The sequence below is a fragment of the Streptosporangium subroseum genome (assembly GCF_900188345.1).
GTDB lineage: Bacteria > Actinomycetota > Actinomycetes > Streptosporangiales > Streptosporangiaceae > Streptosporangium > Streptosporangium subroseum.
Map to the genome: position 1 here is coordinate 210,905 of NZ_FZOD01000006.1, position 17,230 is coordinate 228,134.

The 17,230-nt window shown below is 69.6% G+C and carries 18 protein-coding genes; 12 read left to right on the top strand and 6 right to left on the bottom strand.

From position 1 onward, the window contains the following. Positions 1-103 precede the first annotated feature (103 nt). The 7 genes from CHC08_RS08905 (at position 104) to CHC08_RS49385 (ending at position 7,182) form a co-directional block, all read left to right on the top strand. Positions 104-1,546 (top strand): Ig-like domain-containing protein, encoded by a 1,443-nt coding sequence (locus CHC08_RS08905; protein WP_143653147.1) that lies wholly within the window; start codon positions 104-106, stop codon positions 1,544-1,546. 269 nt (positions 1,547-1,815) lie between these two features. Further along, entirely contained in the window at positions 1,816-2,469 is a 654-nt protein-coding gene (locus tag CHC08_RS08910; protein ID WP_089206703.1) for a helix-turn-helix transcriptional regulator, read from the top strand. Next, entirely contained in the window at positions 2,466-3,599 is a 1,134-nt protein-coding gene (locus CHC08_RS08915) for an aminotransferase class I/II-fold pyridoxal phosphate-dependent enzyme (protein WP_089206704.1), read from the top strand. Before CHC08_RS08910 ends, CHC08_RS08915 begins: the two co-directional genes overlap by 4 nt. Continuing rightward, entirely contained in the window at positions 3,596-4,537 is a 942-nt protein-coding gene (locus CHC08_RS08920; RefSeq protein WP_089206705.1) for an ornithine cyclodeaminase family protein, read from the top strand. The genes CHC08_RS08915 and CHC08_RS08920 overlap by 4 nt, the downstream gene beginning before the upstream one ends. A 273-nt stretch (positions 4,538-4,810) precedes the next feature. Further along, on the top strand, positions 4,811-5,257 hold the full coding sequence (locus CHC08_RS08925; RefSeq protein WP_089206795.1) for a MarR family winged helix-turn-helix transcriptional regulator: 447 nt from the start codon (positions 4,811-4,813) through the stop codon (positions 5,255-5,257). Then, positions 5,250-6,686 (top strand): MFS transporter, encoded by a 1,437-nt coding sequence (locus CHC08_RS08930; protein WP_218825182.1) that lies wholly within the window; start codon positions 5,250-5,252, stop codon positions 6,684-6,686. The genes CHC08_RS08925 and CHC08_RS08930 overlap by 8 nt, the downstream gene beginning before the upstream one ends. A 277-nt stretch (positions 6,687-6,963) precedes the next feature. Continuing rightward, positions 6,964-7,182 (top strand): hypothetical protein, encoded by a 219-nt coding sequence (locus tag CHC08_RS49385; protein ID WP_245878218.1) that lies wholly within the window; start codon positions 6,964-6,966, stop codon positions 7,180-7,182. A 126-nt stretch (positions 7,183-7,308) separates the two neighbouring features. On the opposite strand, the gene CHC08_RS08945 is transcribed toward CHC08_RS49385, so the two are convergent. From CHC08_RS08945 to CHC08_RS08960, 4 genes are all read right to left on the bottom strand, one after another. Then, positions 7,309-8,760, bottom strand: coding sequence for an amidase (locus CHC08_RS08945; protein ID WP_089206706.1), 1,452 nt, complete (start codon positions 8,758-8,760; stop codon positions 7,309-7,311). A 313-nt stretch (positions 8,761-9,073) separates the two neighbouring features. Next, a complete protein-coding gene (locus tag CHC08_RS08950; RefSeq protein WP_089206707.1) occupies positions 9,074-9,409 on the bottom strand; it encodes an RNA polymerase sigma factor in 336 nt (111 codons plus the stop codon). A gap of 34 nt (positions 9,410-9,443) precedes the next feature. Next, the gene (locus CHC08_RS08955) at positions 9,444-10,724 is read right to left on the bottom strand and encodes an IS701 family transposase (protein WP_420823561.1); all 1,281 of its coding nucleotides are present in this window, start codon (positions 10,722-10,724) and stop codon (positions 9,444-9,446) included. Positions 10,725-10,821: 97 nt separating this feature from the next. Continuing rightward, on the bottom strand, positions 10,822-11,469 hold the full coding sequence (locus tag CHC08_RS08960) for an NADPH-dependent F420 reductase (RefSeq protein ID WP_089206708.1): 648 nt from the start codon (positions 11,467-11,469) through the stop codon (positions 10,822-10,824). Positions 11,470-11,605: 136 nt separating this feature from the next. On the opposite strand from CHC08_RS08960, the gene CHC08_RS08965 reads away from it, so the two are divergent. From CHC08_RS08965 to CHC08_RS08985, 5 genes are all read left to right on the top strand, one after another. Continuing rightward, positions 11,606-11,989, top strand: a complete 384-nt coding sequence (locus CHC08_RS08965) for a winged helix-turn-helix transcriptional regulator (RefSeq protein ID WP_089206709.1) — start codon at positions 11,606-11,608, stop codon at positions 11,987-11,989. 269 nt (positions 11,990-12,258) lie between these two features. Next, positions 12,259-13,638 carry a hypothetical protein gene (locus tag CHC08_RS08970; RefSeq protein WP_089206710.1) on the top strand — a complete coding sequence of 460 codons (1,380 nt, stop codon included), beginning with the start codon at positions 12,259-12,261 and terminating at the stop codon, positions 13,636-13,638. Further along, a complete protein-coding gene (locus CHC08_RS08975) occupies positions 13,577-14,311 on the top strand; it encodes a hypothetical protein (protein WP_089206711.1) in 735 nt (244 codons plus the stop codon). The genes CHC08_RS08970 and CHC08_RS08975 overlap by 62 nt, the downstream gene beginning before the upstream one ends. Next, complete coding sequence (locus tag CHC08_RS08980) at positions 14,272-15,045, top strand: hypothetical protein (protein ID WP_089206712.1); 774 nt, start codon at positions 14,272-14,274, stop codon at positions 15,043-15,045. The genes CHC08_RS08975 and CHC08_RS08980 overlap by 40 nt, the downstream gene beginning before the upstream one ends. Next, positions 14,954-15,874, top strand: coding sequence for a sugar phosphate isomerase/epimerase family protein (locus tag CHC08_RS08985; protein ID WP_245878219.1), 921 nt, complete (start codon positions 14,954-14,956; stop codon positions 15,872-15,874). The genes CHC08_RS08980 and CHC08_RS08985 overlap by 92 nt, the downstream gene beginning before the upstream one ends. Positions 15,875-16,060: 186 nt before the next feature. Here the strand turns inward: CHC08_RS08985 and CHC08_RS08990 are convergent, their stop codons facing one another. Then, positions 16,061-16,273 (bottom strand): RICIN domain-containing protein, encoded by a 213-nt coding sequence (locus tag CHC08_RS08990; RefSeq protein WP_089206713.1) that lies wholly within the window; start codon positions 16,271-16,273, stop codon positions 16,061-16,063. Positions 16,274-16,509: 236 nt separating this feature from the next. Next, positions 16,510-17,061 (bottom strand): helix-turn-helix domain-containing protein, encoded by a 552-nt coding sequence (locus tag CHC08_RS08995; RefSeq protein ID WP_420823562.1) that lies wholly within the window; start codon positions 17,059-17,061, stop codon positions 16,510-16,512. Positions 17,062-17,230: the final 169 nt, after the last annotated feature.

Here is a 17,230-nt window from a genome sequence, read left to right on the forward strand (position 1 = left end):
TCACAGGTACGCCTGGCGCAGCAAGTTGACTACGGAGAGTAACCTTCGCTGTGAAGTTGATCTACGAGGACATCCCCACGACAGAAATGGGAGTTCAGCGTTGGTGTCACAACGATCCAGATCCGCGCTCACCGCGTCCGCCTGCGCACTCTTGGCATTGCTGGCCGTACCGGGAACGCCGGTGGCGGCCGCCGCCGACGAACACGCCGCCGGCGGTGTACGGCAGGCCGTCACGCGAGCCGCCGTCACGCCCTGTGTCCGGCAGGGGCAGGCGACCTACCCCGTCAGCTACTACTGGAAGAACGTACTCGGCATGCAGCTGGGCAGCGGGTCGGTTCCGGTCGACACCGCCCCACCCCTGTGGGGCGGACAGATCGCGCCGGGCGGCACCTTCACCATCACGCTGGGGCACCGCACGGCCCAGTGGCCGCTGCTGGTCAGGAGCTACACCACCACGTGGGACCTGTCGTCCCTGCTGGCCAACGCCGATGTCGTCAGCCAGTCCGGAGCCGGCACCATCAGCGGCAACACCCTGACGATCCCCTCATCGGGCACCAAGACCGACCCGCCTGCGAAGGTCATCACCTTCCAGGTCAGGCAGGGCACCGTCGGGGGCAGCATGACCATCCGGCCGACCGGGATCAGCAGCGTCATCGCCTCCCCGGGCCAGCTCGGAAACAACACGCCCGCACCCCCGATCCAGATCGTCAACGGACAGTCCATCTCACCCACCACGGCCGTCGGCGACACCGCCACCACCCAGCAGGACACCGCCGTCAGCGTGCCCGTCCTGGCCAACGACACCGCGACCGCGCCGGCGATCAGCAGCGTCACCCAGCCCGCCCACGGCACCGCGACGATCTCCGGCGCCACCGTGGTCTACACCCCCGCCGCGGGCCTCAGCGGCACCGACTCCTTCGCCTACACCATCACCACCGCCTGCGGAACCAGCACCGCCACGGTCACGGTCACCGTCACCTGCGCCTACGCTCCGGTCAACCTGGTCAACGGCAGCTTCGAGGCACCGCCCGTGGCCACGGTCGACTGGTCCATCCCCGACGCCTCCGTCAACCCGGGCACCGGCTGGCACACCACCGCCACCGACAACAAGCTGGAGCTCTGGCGTGGCGGCACCAGCGGGCCCCCGGCGGCCGACGGCCAGCAGTTCGCCGAACTCAACGCCAACCAGGTCTCCACGCTCTACCAGAACGTTCCCACCGTTCCGGGAACGCCGATGACCTGGTCGCTGTATCACCGAGGCCGCCTCGGTACCGACGTGATGCGGGTGCTCATCGGCGCACCGGGCGCGACCGTGGCGCAGGTCCCCGCCGGAGCCTCCTCCCCGGACATCTCCGACGACAACACCGCCTGGCGCCACTACACCGGGGTGTACGTCGTACCTCCGGGGCAGACCACCACCCGATTCGCCTTCGAGTCGGTGTCGGCCGCGGGAGGCACCCCGACGGCCGGCAACTTCCTGGACGGCGTGACGTTCCAAACGCCGCCCTGCCTGCCCATGACCACGAGCGCGGTGAAGGCGGGCTGAACCCTGGGCGGGCCCACCGCGAACTGATCGACCGCTGACCCGCAACCGCTCGGGTCCTGGAGCGTCACCCGACGCCCGGCCAAGGATCGCGCGAACGGGACGGATACCGGTGCTCCTGTGCGGCAAGGCGGTCACGGCAACCCCTTGCCGCACAGGAGCGTCACAGTCGGAGATCTTTGTAGGCACTCGATCGTCGAGCTCGATCACTCATAAAACCGGCGCACCTGAGGGCTGGACGTATCGTCCAATATGGACATAAAGTCCAACGCATGGGATCTGCGGGGGAGGGCGTCGACGCTCGGGTGCGGATGTGGGCACCGGCCTGCCAGGCCGTGGCGCTGCTGCTTGGTCCGTACGCCGAGGTGGTGCTTCACGATCCGGATACCGACCGGATCTTGGCCATCTGGAATTCGATGAGCTCGCGCGGACCCGGGGATCCGTCGCTACTGGGCGAGCTGGACACCCTCGATCCGTCGGCTCGGGATGTGTTCGGGCCGTACGAGAAGCTGCTCGCGGACGGTCGGCGCCTGTCATCGGTCAGCGCGGTCTTGCGTGACGAGGCGGGGAAGGCTTCGGCGGTGCTGTGCGTCAATCTCGACCGCACGCCGCTGGAGCAGGCAGCGGCGGTGCTGTCCGCGTTCGGCGCACCGACCGTGCCCCGCCCGGAGCCGCTGTTCGAGCAGGACTGGAGCGAGCGTGTCCAGCACATCGTCGGCGCGTACGTGCGCGAGTGCGGCCGTCCGGTGGAGCGTCTGACCCGCCAGGACCGCCTGGCCGTCCTCGCCGACCTGGACGAGGCCAAGGTCTTCGCCGTGCGCCGTGCCACTCCCGTCGTCGCCGGCGCCCTGCGGGTCTCCCGATCGACCCTCTACGGCCTGCTGGCCGAGCTCAGAGCAGCAAACGCAAAGGACCAGACGTCATGACCCGCCTGCCCGACTTCCGGTTGGAAACGTACTTCTCCCGATGGGAGTTCACCGCGCGCCACCACCTGACCGCCTCCGACGCCCAGACCATGACGCTCACCGAGCTGCTTGCCCTGGCCGACGACCAGGACCGGGCCGCGTTCGAGAACCTGTCCCTGGGATACACCGAGACCTACGGCGACCCCGCCCTGCGCGAGGCGATCGCCCAGTCCTACGAGCGGGCGGACGCCGCCGACGTCATCTGCTTCGCGGGCGCCGAGGAGGCCCTGTACCTCGCGATGAACGTCCTGCTGGACGCGGGCGACCACGCGGTGGTGGTGACCCCGAACTACCAGGCGGCCGAGACCGTGCCGCTCGCACTGTGCGAGGTCACCGGCGTCGCCCTCGACCCGGATCGTGATTGGGCCCTGGACCTCGACCAGATCAAGGCGGCGATCCGGCCGAACACCCGGGTGGTGTCGGTGAACTTTCCCAACAACCCCACCGGCAAGATCATCGACACCGCCGACTTCGCCGAGCTGGCGCGGCTGTGCGACGAGCAGGGCATCCACCTGTTCAGCGACGAGGTCTACCGCGGACTGGAGCGCGATCCCGCTCGCACCCTGCCGCAGGCCGCTGACCTGTCCGAGCGGGCCCTGTCGCTGAACGTGACCTCCAAGTCCCTGGGCCTGCCGGGCCTGAGGATCGGCTGGATCACCTGCCGCGACCGGGACCTGCTGTCCCGGCTGGAGCGGGCCAAGCACTACACCACCATCTGCAATTCCGCCCCCAGCGAGGTTCTGGCCCGTATCGCGATCAAGGCCCGGAAGATGATCCTGGACCGCAACCGGGCCCTGATCGCGGCGAACCTGCCGGCCTTCGACGCGTTCTTCGCCGAGTTCGCGGACGTCTTCGAGTGGCGGGCACCGGACGGCGGCTGCGTCGCCTACCCCCGCTACCTCGGCCCGGAAGGCGTGGAGCGGCTCTGCACCCGCCTGGTGGAGGAGTCCGGCGTCCTGCTGCTGCCCGCCGGCATCTACCACTCCGAACTCACCCCGACCCCCACCGACCGCTTCCGTATCGGCATCGGCCGCGCCAACCCCGAGGAGGGCCTGGCCGCCTTCGCGCAGTGGATGAGAGCACAGCGATGAGCATGCCCGTCTTCGACACCGCCGCCATCGAACGGGCGGCCACCGCGGACCTGGTCTTCGAAGCCGTCCGAGAGTCCTTGATCGCCCACGCCCACGGCCGCACCACCGTGCCGCCACCGCTGCACCTGCGGTTCCCCGACACCGACGGGGACTGCCACGTCAAGGCGGGTTGGGTCACGGGCGACCCCGACTTCACCGTCAAGATCGCAACCGGCTTCTACGGCAACCCCGCAGCCGGCCTGCCCACCAACCACGGTCTGGTCTGCGTCATCAGCGCCCAGACCGGTCAGGTCCGCGCGATCCTCGATGACCGGGGCCTGCTCACCGCCTGGCGCACCGCCGCCGCCGGCGCGCTGATCACCCACGCGATGGCCCGCCCCGACGCGACGACCCTGGCCGTCTTCGGCACCGGAGAGCAGGCCCGTCTCCAGGTCGAATGGCTCGCCAGGCTCCGCCCGATCGCCGCGATACTCGTCCACGGACGTAGCTGGGACAGAGCCCGGGCGCTGTGCGAGGAGCTCACCGCGCGCGGGCAGCACGCCCGGCCCGCCTCCGCCGAAGAAGCCGCGGGCGCGGACATGGTCGTCACCACCACCCCCGCGTCGGCCCCGGTGCTGGAGTCCGCCCACGTCCGGGACGGCGCGCACGTGACCGGGATCGGCGCCGACATGCCCCACAAGAACGAGCTCCCCCCGGCGCTCTTCGGCCGTGCGGCACTGATCGCGACCGACGACCACGACCAGTGCCTGCACCACGGCGACTTCGGACACGCCGTTCGCGCCGGAGCCGTCACCGCCACCGACGACACTCCCGTCGGCCTCCTGCTCGAAAAGCCCGCCGAGCGGCCGGACGACGCGATCACCGTCGTGGACCTGACCGGTGTCGGCGCACTCGACGCGGCCGTCGCCTCGGCAGTCCTGCGCGAACTGACCCGATAGACCCGGCGGAGGTTGTCGACGGCCTCGCCGAGCGGTTCGACATCGGCGACGCGTCGGTGCTGAAACCGTACGGCGAGTTCGTTCACCACCGCATCGACGTGCCATCGCTCCTTCCAGCTCCCTGGCCCGCCTGGCGGCCTCCGCGCGACAAGGGCGCCACCGACGGCGCGTGACCGGACGCCTGAAACGGTCCGCGGGGTGGGGTTCATCACACAGTCCAAACTGTACAGATGAAACTGTACAACTCGGACTGCGGGTTCTAGTGTGGAGCGCATGAATGAGAGCCCGCGTCTGTCTCCCTCGGCGGTTCAGGCTTCGCGAGAGGTCCGTACGGTCATCGGCCGCCTGCGGCGCCGCATCCTGAACGCCGCCGAAGCCGAGGACATCACTTTTGGGCAGGCGTCCGTTCTGACTCGCCTGTCCGGCAAGCAAGGCGTCACGGCCAGCGAGCTTGCCTCCGCCGAGGGAGTGCGCCACCAGTCGATGACGGCGACGGTCGCGTCGCTGACCGCCTTGGGGCTGGTGGAACGGCGGCCCGACCCCGATGACGGGCGCCGTCTGCTGATCGCGTTGACCGCGGAGGGGCACCGGCGGGTGGAGGAGGGACGGCAGGCCCGGCAGGAATGGCTCGCCGGTGAGTTACAGGAGAGGTGCACGGAGGAGGAACGGCGGGCCGTGATCGCCGCCATGGCCGTACTGGAGCGCCTCACCCATGACTGATCAGAAAGCGGAGAGGCGAGGCAGGACGGCGACGGCGGGCTTCGACCGGCGGCTGCTGCCGCCGATGCTGCTGGGCTCGGTCCTGAACCCGATCAACTCGACGATCATCGCGGTCACGCTCGTACCCATCGGCGACGCGTTGGGCGCGCCGCCCTCGCAGACCGCGTGGCTGGTCTCGGCCCTCTACCTGGCCACCGCTCTCGGGCAGCCTGTCGTGGGCCGGCTCATCGACGTCTTCGGGCCGCGCAGGCTCTTCCTCGTCAGCACGAGCCTTGTCGGGGTCGCCGGTGTCATCGGCACCCTGGCGCCGAACCTGGGAGTGCTGATCGCCTCGCGGGTCCTGCTCGGGTTCGGCACCTGCGCCGGCTATCCCGCCGCGATGGCGCTGCTGCGCAGCGAGGCCAGGCGCACCGGGCAGGACAGTCCCGGCGGGGTGCTGACCGCCCTGGCCGTCGCCAACCAGACCATCGCCGTGATCGGCCCCCTGCTGGGCGGCCTGCTGATCGGGCTGGGCGGCTGGCGCGCGACCTGCGCGCTGAACGTTCCGCTGGCCGTCGCGGCCGTGCTGCTGGGACTGCTCCGGCTGCCCAAGGAGGCCCGCACGAAGGAGGCCGGTGCGGGGGAGCCGGAGCAACGTGGGCGCCTCGCCGCCCAGCTCGACCTGCCCGGCATGGCGCTGTTCGCCGTGACGCTCATCTCGCTGCTGCTGTTCCTGATGAACCTGCACCTGCGCGACTGGTACCTGCTGGTGATCGCCGCCGCCGCGAGCGCCGCGTTCGCGGCGTGGGAGCTACGGGCCCCCATCCCGTTCATCGACCTGCGGGTGCTGGGCGGCAACACGCCGCTGCTGGTCACCTACGGGCGCGCGCTGGTCGCCTACGTCGTCGCCTACGCCTTCCTCTACGGGTTCACCCAGTGGACGGAGGAGGGTTTCGGACTCTCGCCCTTCCACGCCGGGCTGGTGCAGATCCCCATGTTCCTGGTGGCCATCGGCGTCTCGATCGTCTCCGGGCGGAGCAAGGGCGTGCGCGGCAAGCTGCTCGTCGGCGCGCTCGGGCAGGTTGTCGCCTGTGCGGTGATGCTGACGCTCACCGGGGACAGCCCCGTGTGGATGCTGGTTCTCGTCGCCCTGATCTTCGGCGTCCCCCAGGGACTGAACAGCCTGGGCCTGCAGAACTCCGTCTACTTCCAGGCCGATCCCGAGCGCATCGCCTCCTCGGCCGGCCTGCTGCGCACCTTCGCCTACATCGGCTCGATGGTCGCCTCCTCCACGGCGGCCGCCTCCTTCGGGCAGCGCGCGGACACCGGCGGCATGCACCACCTCGCCTGGATCATGCTCGGCGCAGGCGTGCTCTACCTCCTCCTGAACGTCTTCGACCGCACTCTCGGCCGCGCGACGGACGGGGACACCTCGGCCGATACGCCGTAGCGCTGAGGTAGTTGGTCTCACCGACACGGTAGAACCAGATTTCGATGCGGCGGGGCCGGCCGGTGCGGCGGCCGGTGGTGGTGATGTCGACGGTCCGTTCGCGTGCGGTGGAGCGGCGGGTGAGGGCCAGGGCCTGGCGGATCGTTTCCTGCACTGTCTTCTCCTGCACTGTTGTCTCCTGGCCGGTCCGGTGGCCGGGCCGAGGGCTCGGCCACCGGACCGGTGCGTCATGCCCTGCGGACAGGGATGCGATGGGGTATCGGTGTGGAGGTCACAGGTGGACCATGACGGTCTTGGTCTCGGTGTAGGCGTCCAGAACCTCGACGCCGTCCTCACCGACCAGGTCGAAGGCATCCTCGACGCCGCACCGCTGACAGCTGAAGACCTGCCCGGCTACGCCGTCCGCCTCTACGACGCCTACCTCGTCCACCCGCAGCTCGTACGCCTGGCCAACTGGGCACGCCTGGAACGCACCCCTGGCGCGGCACCACGGTGAAGAGCCGGGCGACGACATCGCCGCCGAGAATCATCGGGAGGCGCCGGACGGCCGGCACCGTGGATTTCCTGTGTCGGGAGGAGACTGATCCACACCTCGTCCTCGACGGATACCCGGCGATATGCTCTATTTCGGTGCGTGGAAGCCGCCGATCTTCTGCTCGAGCAGTTCGGCCAGCCGCAGCGGGGTGCGGTCCTCGAACATCGGACCGATGAGCTGCACTCCCACCGGTAGGCCCTCGGGGGACCGGCCCGCTGGTATGGCGGTGGCGGGCAGGCCGGGCATGGTGGCCAGGCCGGCCCAGACGAGCTGGTCGAAGTACGGGTACTCGACGCCGTCGATGTCGATGCGCCGTTCCAACGGATTGGGGCTGTGGTCGTGCGGGAACGCGGGCGTCGGCGTGATCGGGCACACCACGGCGTCGAACTCGGCGAACAGCTGCCGCCAGCCGTGGCGGTGGACCTCGCGGCGGTTGTTCGCCTCCATCCAGTCGCGGTGGCTGAACACCATGGCGCGCAGCCGTACGGCGTCGAGACTCTGGTCGTCCGCGCTCAGTCCGGCGGCGCGGGTCCGCAGCTGCTCGTGCGATTCGATGGGAAAACGCGCAACGGAGCCCGAAATCAGCAACCGCATGTAGAGCGTCGCGGCTTCGGTCAGATCGGGCAGCAGCGGACTGCGCCGTCCGACGCGGGCGCCGCCGTCGACGAGCGCGTCGGCCACCCGGTTCACACCCGCCCGCACGGCGGACCCGGTCGGAATGAGCGGATGCTCGTCGAGGACCAAGACCCGGAAATCACAGAGCCGCTCGTGGCGGGCGGGCGGCAGTGCCAAACGGTGCGCCACGCCGAGCGTCAGCGGGTCCGGTCCGGCCATGACGTCGAGCAGAAGCGTGAGGTCGCGGGCGGTGCGCGCCATCGGACCGACGACGGCGAGGTCGAGGTCGGCCGGCAATGCCGGCTCGGACGGCGGGACCATACCGCGGTTCGCCGCCAGTCCGAGCGTCGGCTTGTGCGCGTAGACGCCGCAGAAATGCGCGGGGGTGCGCAGCGAGCCGGCGATGTCGGAGCCAATGGACAGCGCGCCGAACCCGGACGCCAGAGCCGCCGCTGATCCGCCGGAGGAGCCACCCGGTGTGCGACCGTGATCCCACGGGTTGTTGGTGGTGCCGTAGATCTCGTTGAAGCTCTGGATATCTTGCAGCCCCAACGGAACATTGGTCTTACCGAGCACCACCGCTCCCGCGGCCTTGAGCCGCGACACCTGTACCGCGTCCTCGGCCGGCATGTAGCTCCGGTGCGGCGGCATGCCCCAGGTCGTGGGCAGTCCGGCGATGTTGTAGGACTCCTTGACCGTCACCGGAATGCCGAGCAGCGGCCGGTCCTCGCCGCGGGCGCGCGCCTGGTCAGCATCGCGCGCGGCGGCCCGCGCACGGTCGAAGTCCGGCACGCAAATCGCGTTGATCACCTTGTCGTCCCGCTCGATACGGGCGATCGCCTCGTCGGTCAGTTCCGCCGAACTCACTTCACCGGCGCGCAAGGCAGCCGCGAGTTCTTCGGCCGCCTGAAAATTCAATTCCATGAATTTGACTTTAACGGCCTGTCGCAAACGCTCGACCCCATACAAGTCGCCCGCATCCGCTGGAAAAGCCGAAACGGCCGTCTTCGCCGGCTGAGGTCACGCACTCGTTCTGCCGTCCAAGATGTCCTATCCCAGGTCAGCGGGGTCGGCAGCGGGTCGACTCCACTGGCAAGGGCATGAAATTCCGCTTCACACAACGAGATAGATGTCTCAATGCTAATCATGTTTCTCGCCGGCCATAGATTATTCGCTCGACCAGGCCATAGCGTGCGGGGATTGTCCAGTAAACCGGGTAACTCTTTTTGAATTCGTTCTATTGAGGTGGCTGTGGGTCGGATGGCCTTCGAAGCGGGCGCGGCCGGCTCATGCACCCGGCGGCGGCCGATCTCGTTGAGCTGGTTGACTGCCCGCGCCGGTGGTTGGTCAGGACGCGCCGGGCCGCACCGTACAGCCACAGCAGGGTGGCGTCCCCCTCGGGAACGTCATCCAGCCGTCGCCACGCGGTGAGGAAGGTTTCCGCGATCACATCGGCGACGTCGTCGACCGAGTCGGTGCGGCGCAGCGCGTAGCGATGGACCGCCGGATAGCAGGCGAGGTAGAGCGCCTCGAAACGATCTCGCGCGCCGGGGGGTACGCGTGGATCCTGCACAGGTATCTCCTAGTACTCCAGTGACACTTTGGGATCATGGTTGGCGTCTGCGCTGGTAGTGGCATCGGCGGGCGGTGGCTTGATGGTGCCGTCGCCACCGTGACCAGTGCAGGACCTCCTCGACCCGGCGGGGCAGGGCGAGCACGAGTACGGCCAGCAGACGCCGGATCTCAGGCATGGTGAGTGGGACGTGTTCCTCGTCGCTGTCGGATTGGCCTGCGGTGAGGGCGGCGAGGAATGCCAGTGCGAGCATGGCCAGGGTGATGTGCCGGTGCCAGCCGGTCCAGGTGCGAACTCGATAGTGGTCCAGTCCGACCTGACCTTTGGCAGCTTGGAAGGACTCCTCCACCGCCCACCGGATCCCTGCGATGCGTACCAGCCTGAGCAGCGGCTGAGGGGTGGGTGCGTAACAGCGGTAGAAGGCCTGCTCGCCGGTGGTGAGATTGCGGCGAATCAGCAGCCAGCGGTAGCCGGACTCATGGGTGTCGATGCGGGCCCAGGCCCAGGCGTAGATGCGTGGCCCCTTGGCACCGTTGCCGGCGCTGTAGCGGTGCCAGTGCCGATCCGCTGCTGCGGCGGCGATCTGCTCGGCCGTCTGGTCGGACCCATCCAGGACCACCCGTCGGTTCCCGGCGATGGCCAGGACGTACCCCAGCCGCTGCTCCTCCAGGAACGCACGCAGCTTCGGGTCTTGACCGTAGACCTCATCACCGCTCACCCAGCGGGCGCCCACCCCGGACTCCAGCGCAGCGGCGATCATCTGCGCGGCCAGGGCGGGTTTGGTGGCGAAGGTGACATCGCCGGGAACCGCAGCGGCCCGGCACCGGCCGGGATCGGCCAGCCATGATTGTTGCGGCAGGTATAGGCGCCGGTCGATCAGCGCTCGTCCCCGAGTGGTGGCATAGGCAAGGAAAACGCCCACCTGACTGTTTTCGATCTTTCCTGCGGTTCCGGTGTACTGGCGTTGAACTCCTGCCGAGCCGGTGCCTTTCTTGATGAAGCCCGTCTCGTCCACGATCAGCACACCGGTATCGCCCAGGTGCTCGATCACATAATCGCGCACGTCATCGCGGACGGCCGCGGCATCCCATCGTGCGCTGCGCAGCAGGCGCTGCATGGCCTGCGGGCCGGCGAGCCTGGCCTGTTCGGCCAGGCTCCAGCAGTTCTTCCGGTCGATGTCGGACAGTAGGCCACGAACGTAGGCGGTGGCCGCACGACGGGGTTCGACCCGTCCGAAGTGGCCGGCGATCCGGCTCATCAGGTCATTGAAGGTGACCATCCAGCCGTCAGGATCTACGCTGCCGGCCACGGCCATCACGCGATCTTTAGATGTCTTCACAGACTCCAAATGATCACGTGTTGGCCTTCATCATGCGACCACCACGCCAAGATCGCGAGTGTCAGCGCGGATATCACACAGCCGCTGATGGGACGCATGGGATGGCGGAGTTGGGGTCGGTACCGGCGAAGGCCAGCCCGATAACGAAACCCGCGACCTCCTCAAGCTGGCGAACGCGATCCAGCGACCCCAGCACGGCCGGGACTCCGCCGACATCACGGACCAGTTCGCCGACAACGCGCAACGCTTCCGGATCGTCACCGCACATCGCCACCGTGACAGGGGGTTCGCCAGTGGCGCGAGACCCCGTCCACTGATTGGAGGGAAACATGTGGAAGGCTTTCACGACGTGCGCGCCCGGAGACAGCCTGGCGATCCGCTGCGCCATCGCCTCGCCGGGTCCGGTCAGCACCACGCCCACGCCGTGCTCGACGGCGTTCGTCGGATCGATCAACGCAGTTCCCTCCAGCGAGCCGTCAGCTGCGCCCGCGCTGCGCAGCATGTCCTCGGCGCCCTGCCATGACACCGCGAGCAGCACGGCATCGCGATCCGCGATGGCCTGGCGCGGCGTGACGGCGCGCGCCCTGCAACCCAGCCGATCAGCGAGCTCCTGCGCCTTGGCCGGAGATCGCCCGGCGACGGTCAGCTCATGTCCGGCGCGGGCCCAGCCCTCGCCGAGTGCCGCCGCCAGCATTCCCGTGCCCAAAATTCCGATGCGCATCCGCGTACCCCTCTCATGCACTCGCGCACTCGCGTCAAGCGACGATCGTCTGGTGGTCACGGTAGAGAAGCCGTTACGCACCGATCGGTGTGTAACGAACAGGCGATTATGCTTCGGCGAGAGGAGCGATCAGGACATGGATCGAGACGAGTTCGTGGCGGATTGCCGTGTGCGTGCGGCCACCGATCTGTTCGCCCACATGTGGGATTCTGTGGTCCTGGCGGCTCTTGCCTCTGGGCCGCGCCGACGGCGCGAACTGCGCGACGCCATCGGCGGCATCAGTGACAAGGTGTTGACGGATGCGTTGCATCGCCTGCTTGCAAACGGGCTGATCGACCGCCGCGCACATGCCGAAGCCCCGCCGCGTGTCGAGTACGCCCTGACAGGCTTGGGACAGAGCCTGGTCGACGGCCCGATGAAGGCCCTCGGACGTTGGGCGACTGAGCACGGTGACAAGCTTCTCGACGCTCAGGAGAAGTCCGCGCGGAACGTCATCGAAACGCGTGTCGACCAACCATGATCCCAAAGTGTCACTGGAGTACTAGCCGAAAAGGTGCTGGAACACCTCATTGGGTGTCCGGAACCTCCAAAAGTGTTTCAGCCCCTGCTCAGGAACACCGCCCCACGGCCGAGCCCGAGGCGCCGATGGCGAGCGCGGTGGTCCTCCCGGCAACCCGCCGGGGTGATGTCCTCCTGGTCCCAGGGACGACTTGCTCGCTGGGGATCGTCGCGAGTCGCGATCAGGAGCGGTGCCCGAATTTGTCGGAGTTGATCTTTAGGATGCCGTCCATGACCGTGATCTCCGACTCCCCGACGGACTATGACCGGGTCCGCGACCTTGTCACCGCCCGCAGAACCCGCGACCTTGCCGACCACGTGCTCGGCCTGAGCGAGGACCGGCGCGCCGAGGTGGCGCGTCGGCTGCCAGAGCTGCGCAAGGAACTGCGCGAGGCCGCCGACCGCCGCGCCATGAGGCGGTGGATGCTCGACCTGGACGACGAGGGCGAGGGGAACGAGACGGAGTGGGACGAGGGGGATCCGGAGTCCGGCGACGGGATCGGCGGGTACGGCGAGGCACTGCGCGTCGCGGGCGCCGGCACCCTGTCCGGGGCCGCGGCCGCGGTCACCTGGCTGACCCGCCGCGAGTTCACCGGCCCCCAGAGCGGGACGGACGAGGTGCTCCGCGTGCTGACCGTCCGCCCCGCCGCCTGGCAGGCCGACGCGGCCGCCCGGCTGGCCGGGCGGATCCGCACGGCCGACGATCGCAACGCCCCGCTCGCGCTGGCGCTGCTGCGGGCCTGCGGCGCCACACCGCCTGAGCACGACCCGCTCGTGAGCGCCTGGCTCAGGGGACGGCCGAGTGCCGACGACCCACTGATCGGCCCGCTGCTGCCGCGGATCTTCGAGGCCGAGGGTGTCGGGCGCATACTGCGCGAGGAGCGGCTCGAACCCCGGCCCACCCGCTGGCTGGCCCTGATCGGGCGGTTGCAGCTAGCCGGACGGGTCTCGCGAGCGGACCTGCTCGACGGTTGCCTGCGCCGCTTCCTGCGCGGCGGGGACGCCGCCGGCCTGCGCTTTTTTGTCCGGCTGCACCGAATGCTGGACCCGACGCCGCAGGAGGTCGCCGCGCGGACACGCGACTACCTGCGGCTGCTGCCCGCCGCCCCGGGCACGGTCGCCGAGCTGGCGCTCGCGCAGCTCCGGCTCGTCGGCCCTCACGAGAGCGCCGACGTGGCCGAGGCCATCGGCGCGCTGACCTTCCGCCCGGAGGCCAAACTGGCCCTGGCGGGCCTGCGCTGGCTGGAGGAGGAGATGCCGCCCGCGACCGAGGCGGCACCCGCGCTGGCGGCGGCGTTCGGGCACGCCTCGTACGAGGTCCAGGGGCGGGCCGCCCGCCTCGCGCTCCGGCACGCCATCACCCTCGCCCCGGCCGGGCAGATCCTCGCCGAGGCCGTGCCCCTACTCCCGGCGGCCCTCGGGTCGCGGGTCGCCGCCGTGTTCGGCGGTGACGTGGCGGAACCGGAGAAACGAGATATTCACCCCGCCGCCGCTCACGCCCTTCGTGCCCGAGCCGTTCCCGGAGCCCACCGTGCGGCTGGGATGGAGCGTGTACGAGTGGACGGAGGGCGAGCGGTGGCTGGCGGCGTTCGTCGCGCAGGCCGCCGGTGATCGCGAGGAGCTGCGTCGGACGCTGGTAGCCGAGTTCGGCGGCGCCTACCCCGACCTGTTCCAGTACACCCGCTGGCTTGACCCCGGCAAGTGGATCGCCGGCCTGGCCAGGGAGCTGATCACGCCCGGCTCCGACCCCGGGCTGCCCGAGCCCGAACCCGTCGATCCGTGGGCGGGGGCGAGCTTCCGGGTGCACGTCATGGCCGTACCGGACACCGACGAGGAGATAGCGCATGAAGCCGAAGAACCCGGGAGGCCACAGGAGCCGGAAGAGCCTGGGCCACCGGAGGAGTCGGCGGAGTTCCGTCGCAGGAACCGGCTCCCGCAGCCTGACCAGGTCTCGCGGCCGCACTTCTTCCTGCTGCACCGGTTCAGTGAGCTCTATCTGGCGCTGCGGGAGGGCACGCTGCCGCCCGTGCTGCTGGCCACGCCCACGGCGCTGAGCGGCCACCTCGATCCGGACGTGCTCGTGGATCGGCTGGCGGCGTGCGCGGCGGCCGCTGTCGAGCCGCTCTCCGCCGACCTGCTGCAGGCGCTGCTGCGGCTGCCCAGGGGCGCGCACCCCGGCGCGGCCGCGCGGCCGCGCGGGCGGCCGGGCTCGGCTCGCGGGCCGCCGCCACCGCCGCCGAATGGATGGCCGGGGAAGGGCTGCCCGACCCGGAAGCGGGCCTGAGGTGGGCCTACCTGGAGGGCGCCACGGACTATTTCTACGACGAGCGCGAACCGGGGTACCGCGTCTGGGAGCTCCGCCTCAAGCCGGTGCTGCGGGCCGCGCCCACCGGGCACGATCTCCTCGACGAGCTGCTCCGTGAGCCGCTGCACTGGAGCTGGGACGAGCACGGCCAGGCGATGTGCTGGTGGCCGGCGATCCTGCCCTCGCACCGGGAGGTCGTGGCCGTCAACTACCTGCCGCACCTCGGTGTCTACCCGGCGTGCGTGCGGGGGCTGATCGACGCAGACGGACCCGCCGGTGACGCGACGGCGATCGTCCTGGCCCAAATCGTGGCCGCGCGGAATCCGGAGGCCGCCTCGCTGCTGGTGCGGATGGCGGCCAGGGGCGGGCTGCCGGCCGAGACGGTGGGCCGGCAGCTCGCGTTGCTGATGCGCCGTACGCATGTCGAGCCGCGCCCGGTCATGGCCGTGCTGGCCGAGGCCGCCCGGGTACACCCGACGGCAGACCTGCCGGCCCCACAGGTCTGCCGAGGTTCACGTAGCGTTCTGGGACAACAGCACGAACCCTATGATGAGCTTTTCGGGAAGCGCTTTCCAGGGTGGTTGGTCCACCGGAGCGGCTCAGCGGAGGAAGGGCACCTTGATGAGGTTGGCGTTCAGCACGCTCGGCATGCCGGGGCAGAGCCTGGACGAGGCCATCGCGACGGCCGTGGAGTACGGGTGCGCCGGGCTTGAACTCCGTCTTCACCCCGACACAGGGGTGCACGCCGGGCTCTCCGCGCAGCGGCGAGCGGCGATCCGCGCGACCGTCGGCGGAGCACCGGGCACTCGCCCCGGAGATGCTCAGAACCCGGCGTTCTCCGCCGGTGGCGCACAGACCGGGCCTGGGTCCGGTGGCGTACAGGCCGGGCCCGAGTCCGGTGGCGGCCGGAGTCCCGCATCCTCCACCGCCGATCTCCCGGCCGAGGTCGCCCGGCTGGAGATCTCGGCTCTTGCCGGGTACGTCAGGATCGCCGTGGCCGGCCCGGACGAGCCCGTCGTGCGGGCGCTGCGGGAGGACCTGTTGCTCGCCGCCGACCTGGGTGCTCCCGCTGTGCGGGTGTTCCCCGGTGGGCAGGACGTCGAGGCGGGGGCGCGGCGGCTGCGCGCGGTCGCGGGCCTGTGCGCGGAGTCCGGGGTCCGGGTGCTGGTGGAGACCCATGACGCGATGCCGACCGGTGCGGCGGTCGGCCGGCTGCTGGATGCGGCGGGCGTGCCCGAGGCGGCGGGTGCGCTGTGGGACGTGCTGCACCCGTGGCGTCATGGCGAGGAGCCCGCCCGGACCCTGGAGGCGCTGGGCGAGCACCTGGCATACGTGCAGGTCAAGGACGCGATCTCGGCCACCGACACGACTCCGGTGCCGATGTGGGAGGGCGGGGTTCCCCTCGACGAGTGCGGCGATCTGCTGCGTGGTTTCGGGGGATGGGTCTCCCTGGAATGGGAGCGCACCTGGTATCCGCAGGTGGCGCCGGTGGAGGAGATCCTTCCCGGAGCCCGCGAGTGGGTCGCCCGCTTCTCGGCGTGACCTCCGTCTGATCACGCACCGGATGCGACCACTCGAGGCTCGGTTCAGCCGGTGATGCGGAAGGTGGGGAGGGAGCGGTTCGGATCGGTCCGGTGCGGGCCCGTCGATGCCGGTGGAGAAGGAGAGGTCGGGAGCGGACACTGTGAGCGCGTCGTCCGCTCCCGGTGCTCGTGCGGAGCCCACGGCTCAGGATTGGCTGCGGGTCCACTGCTGGTTGGTGCCGCCGCCGCAGGTGTACTGCTGGATGTCGGCTCCGTCGGCCGTGGATGCGTTGACGATGTCCAGGCACTTGCAGCTGTGGCGGGCTTTGAGCTGGTAGTGGCCGCCGGTGGCGATCCACTGCCACTGCTGGTTGGTGCCGCCGCAGGTGTACTGGAGAATGCACGGGATGCGGGTCACCCCGCCGCCGTCTCATACGTCACGTGAAAGGTGGCGTCCTGGACGGAGAGAAGTTCATCCCAGCGGCGTCCCACAAGAGACATGATCTTGGATCATCAACTGTCTCCTCACGGCGAGGCATCAGGGGCGATGAGGTGCATCGACGGGCGCATGGAGAATCGTTGACGGGTTCAGAAGGTTCCGGCAGTGTTGCCCTTGGCTCTTTGTGATCCGGGCTGTCCGGTCTCTGAGCTTTTTTACTCGGCCGGGCCTTGTCTCGGTGCCGCACGGACGTGCGCGCGTTCGCCCTGTTTCCCGATGAGGCTCAGAAACTCGACGGGACCGGCGCTGGTGGCCCCGAACCAGTGCGGGGTGCGCGTGTCGAACTCCGCGGCCTCCCCGGGCTTGAGGATGAGGTCGTGCTCCCCGAGTACAAGGCGGAGCGTTCCGTTGAGGACATAGGCCCAGTCGTAGCCCTCGTGGGTGCGCAGGTCGGGTTCGGCGTCGTCATCGCCGGTCGGGAGGACGAACTTGTAGGCCTGGATTCCTCCGGCCCTGCGGGTCAGCGGCAGGATGGTCGAGCCGTCGCCGCAGGGGATGGGACGCAGATTGACGCGGGGGTCGCCGGTCGGCGGCGCGTCGACGAGCTCGTCGAGTGTGACCCCGTAGGCACGAGCAAGCGGAAGCAGCTGCTCAAGCGTGGGACGTCGCAGGCCCGCCTCGAGCCGGGACAGGGTGCTGGTGGAGATGCCGGTCTCCTCCGCGAGGTCGGCGAGCGTGACGTCGCGATGCAGCCGAAGGCGTTTCAACCTCGGTCCGACAGCGTCAAGAGTGCGATCAATGGCTTCGTCCACCCCTCCATTTTGCCATTCGGCAACGAGGTTTGCACATCTGCTTTCTCTGTCAGCACCATGAGGAACGCGCCCGCAGATGGGGTGCACGAATCCGTCGGCGCGGGTGAGCACGGCGGAGCCGCCG

Bases quoted from the DNA above. Each gene is read 5' to 3' on its own strand.
- CHC08_RS08910 (WP_089206703.1), top strand. From the start codon at position 1,816: ATGGGATCTGCGGGGGAGGGCGTCGACGCTCGGGTGCGGATGTGGGCA.
- CHC08_RS08915 (WP_089206704.1), top strand. From the start codon at position 2,466: ATGACCCGCCTGCCCGACTTCCGGTTGGAAACGTACTTCTCCCGATGG.
- CHC08_RS08920 (WP_089206705.1), top strand. From the start codon at position 3,596: ATGAGCATGCCCGTCTTCGACACCGCCGCCATCGAACGGGCGGCCACC.
- CHC08_RS08925 (WP_089206795.1), top strand. From the start codon at position 4,811: ATGAATGAGAGCCCGCGTCTGTCTCCCTCGGCGGTTCAGGCTTCGCGA.
- CHC08_RS08930 (WP_218825182.1), top strand. From the start codon at position 5,250: ATGACTGATCAGAAAGCGGAGAGGCGAGGCAGGACGGCGACGGCGGGC.
- CHC08_RS08945 (WP_089206706.1), bottom strand. From the start codon at position 8,760: ATGGAATTGAATTTTCAGGCGGCCGAAGAACTCGCGGCTGCCTTGCGC.
- CHC08_RS08955 (WP_420823561.1), bottom strand. From the start codon at position 10,724: ATGGCCGTGGCCGGCAGCGTAGATCCTGACGGCTGGATGGTCACCTTC.
- CHC08_RS08960 (WP_089206708.1), bottom strand. From the start codon at position 11,469: ATGCGCATCGGAATTTTGGGCACGGGAATGCTGGCGGCGGCACTCGGC.
- CHC08_RS08965 (WP_089206709.1), top strand. From the start codon at position 11,606: ATGGATCGAGACGAGTTCGTGGCGGATTGCCGTGTGCGTGCGGCCACC.
- CHC08_RS08970 (WP_089206710.1), top strand. From the start codon at position 12,259: ATGACCGTGATCTCCGACTCCCCGACGGACTATGACCGGGTCCGCGAC.
- CHC08_RS08980 (WP_089206712.1), top strand. From the start codon at position 14,272: ATGGCCGGGGAAGGGCTGCCCGACCCGGAAGCGGGCCTGAGGTGGGCC.
- CHC08_RS08985 (WP_245878219.1), top strand. From the start codon at position 14,954: ATGAGGTTGGCGTTCAGCACGCTCGGCATGCCGGGGCAGAGCCTGGAC.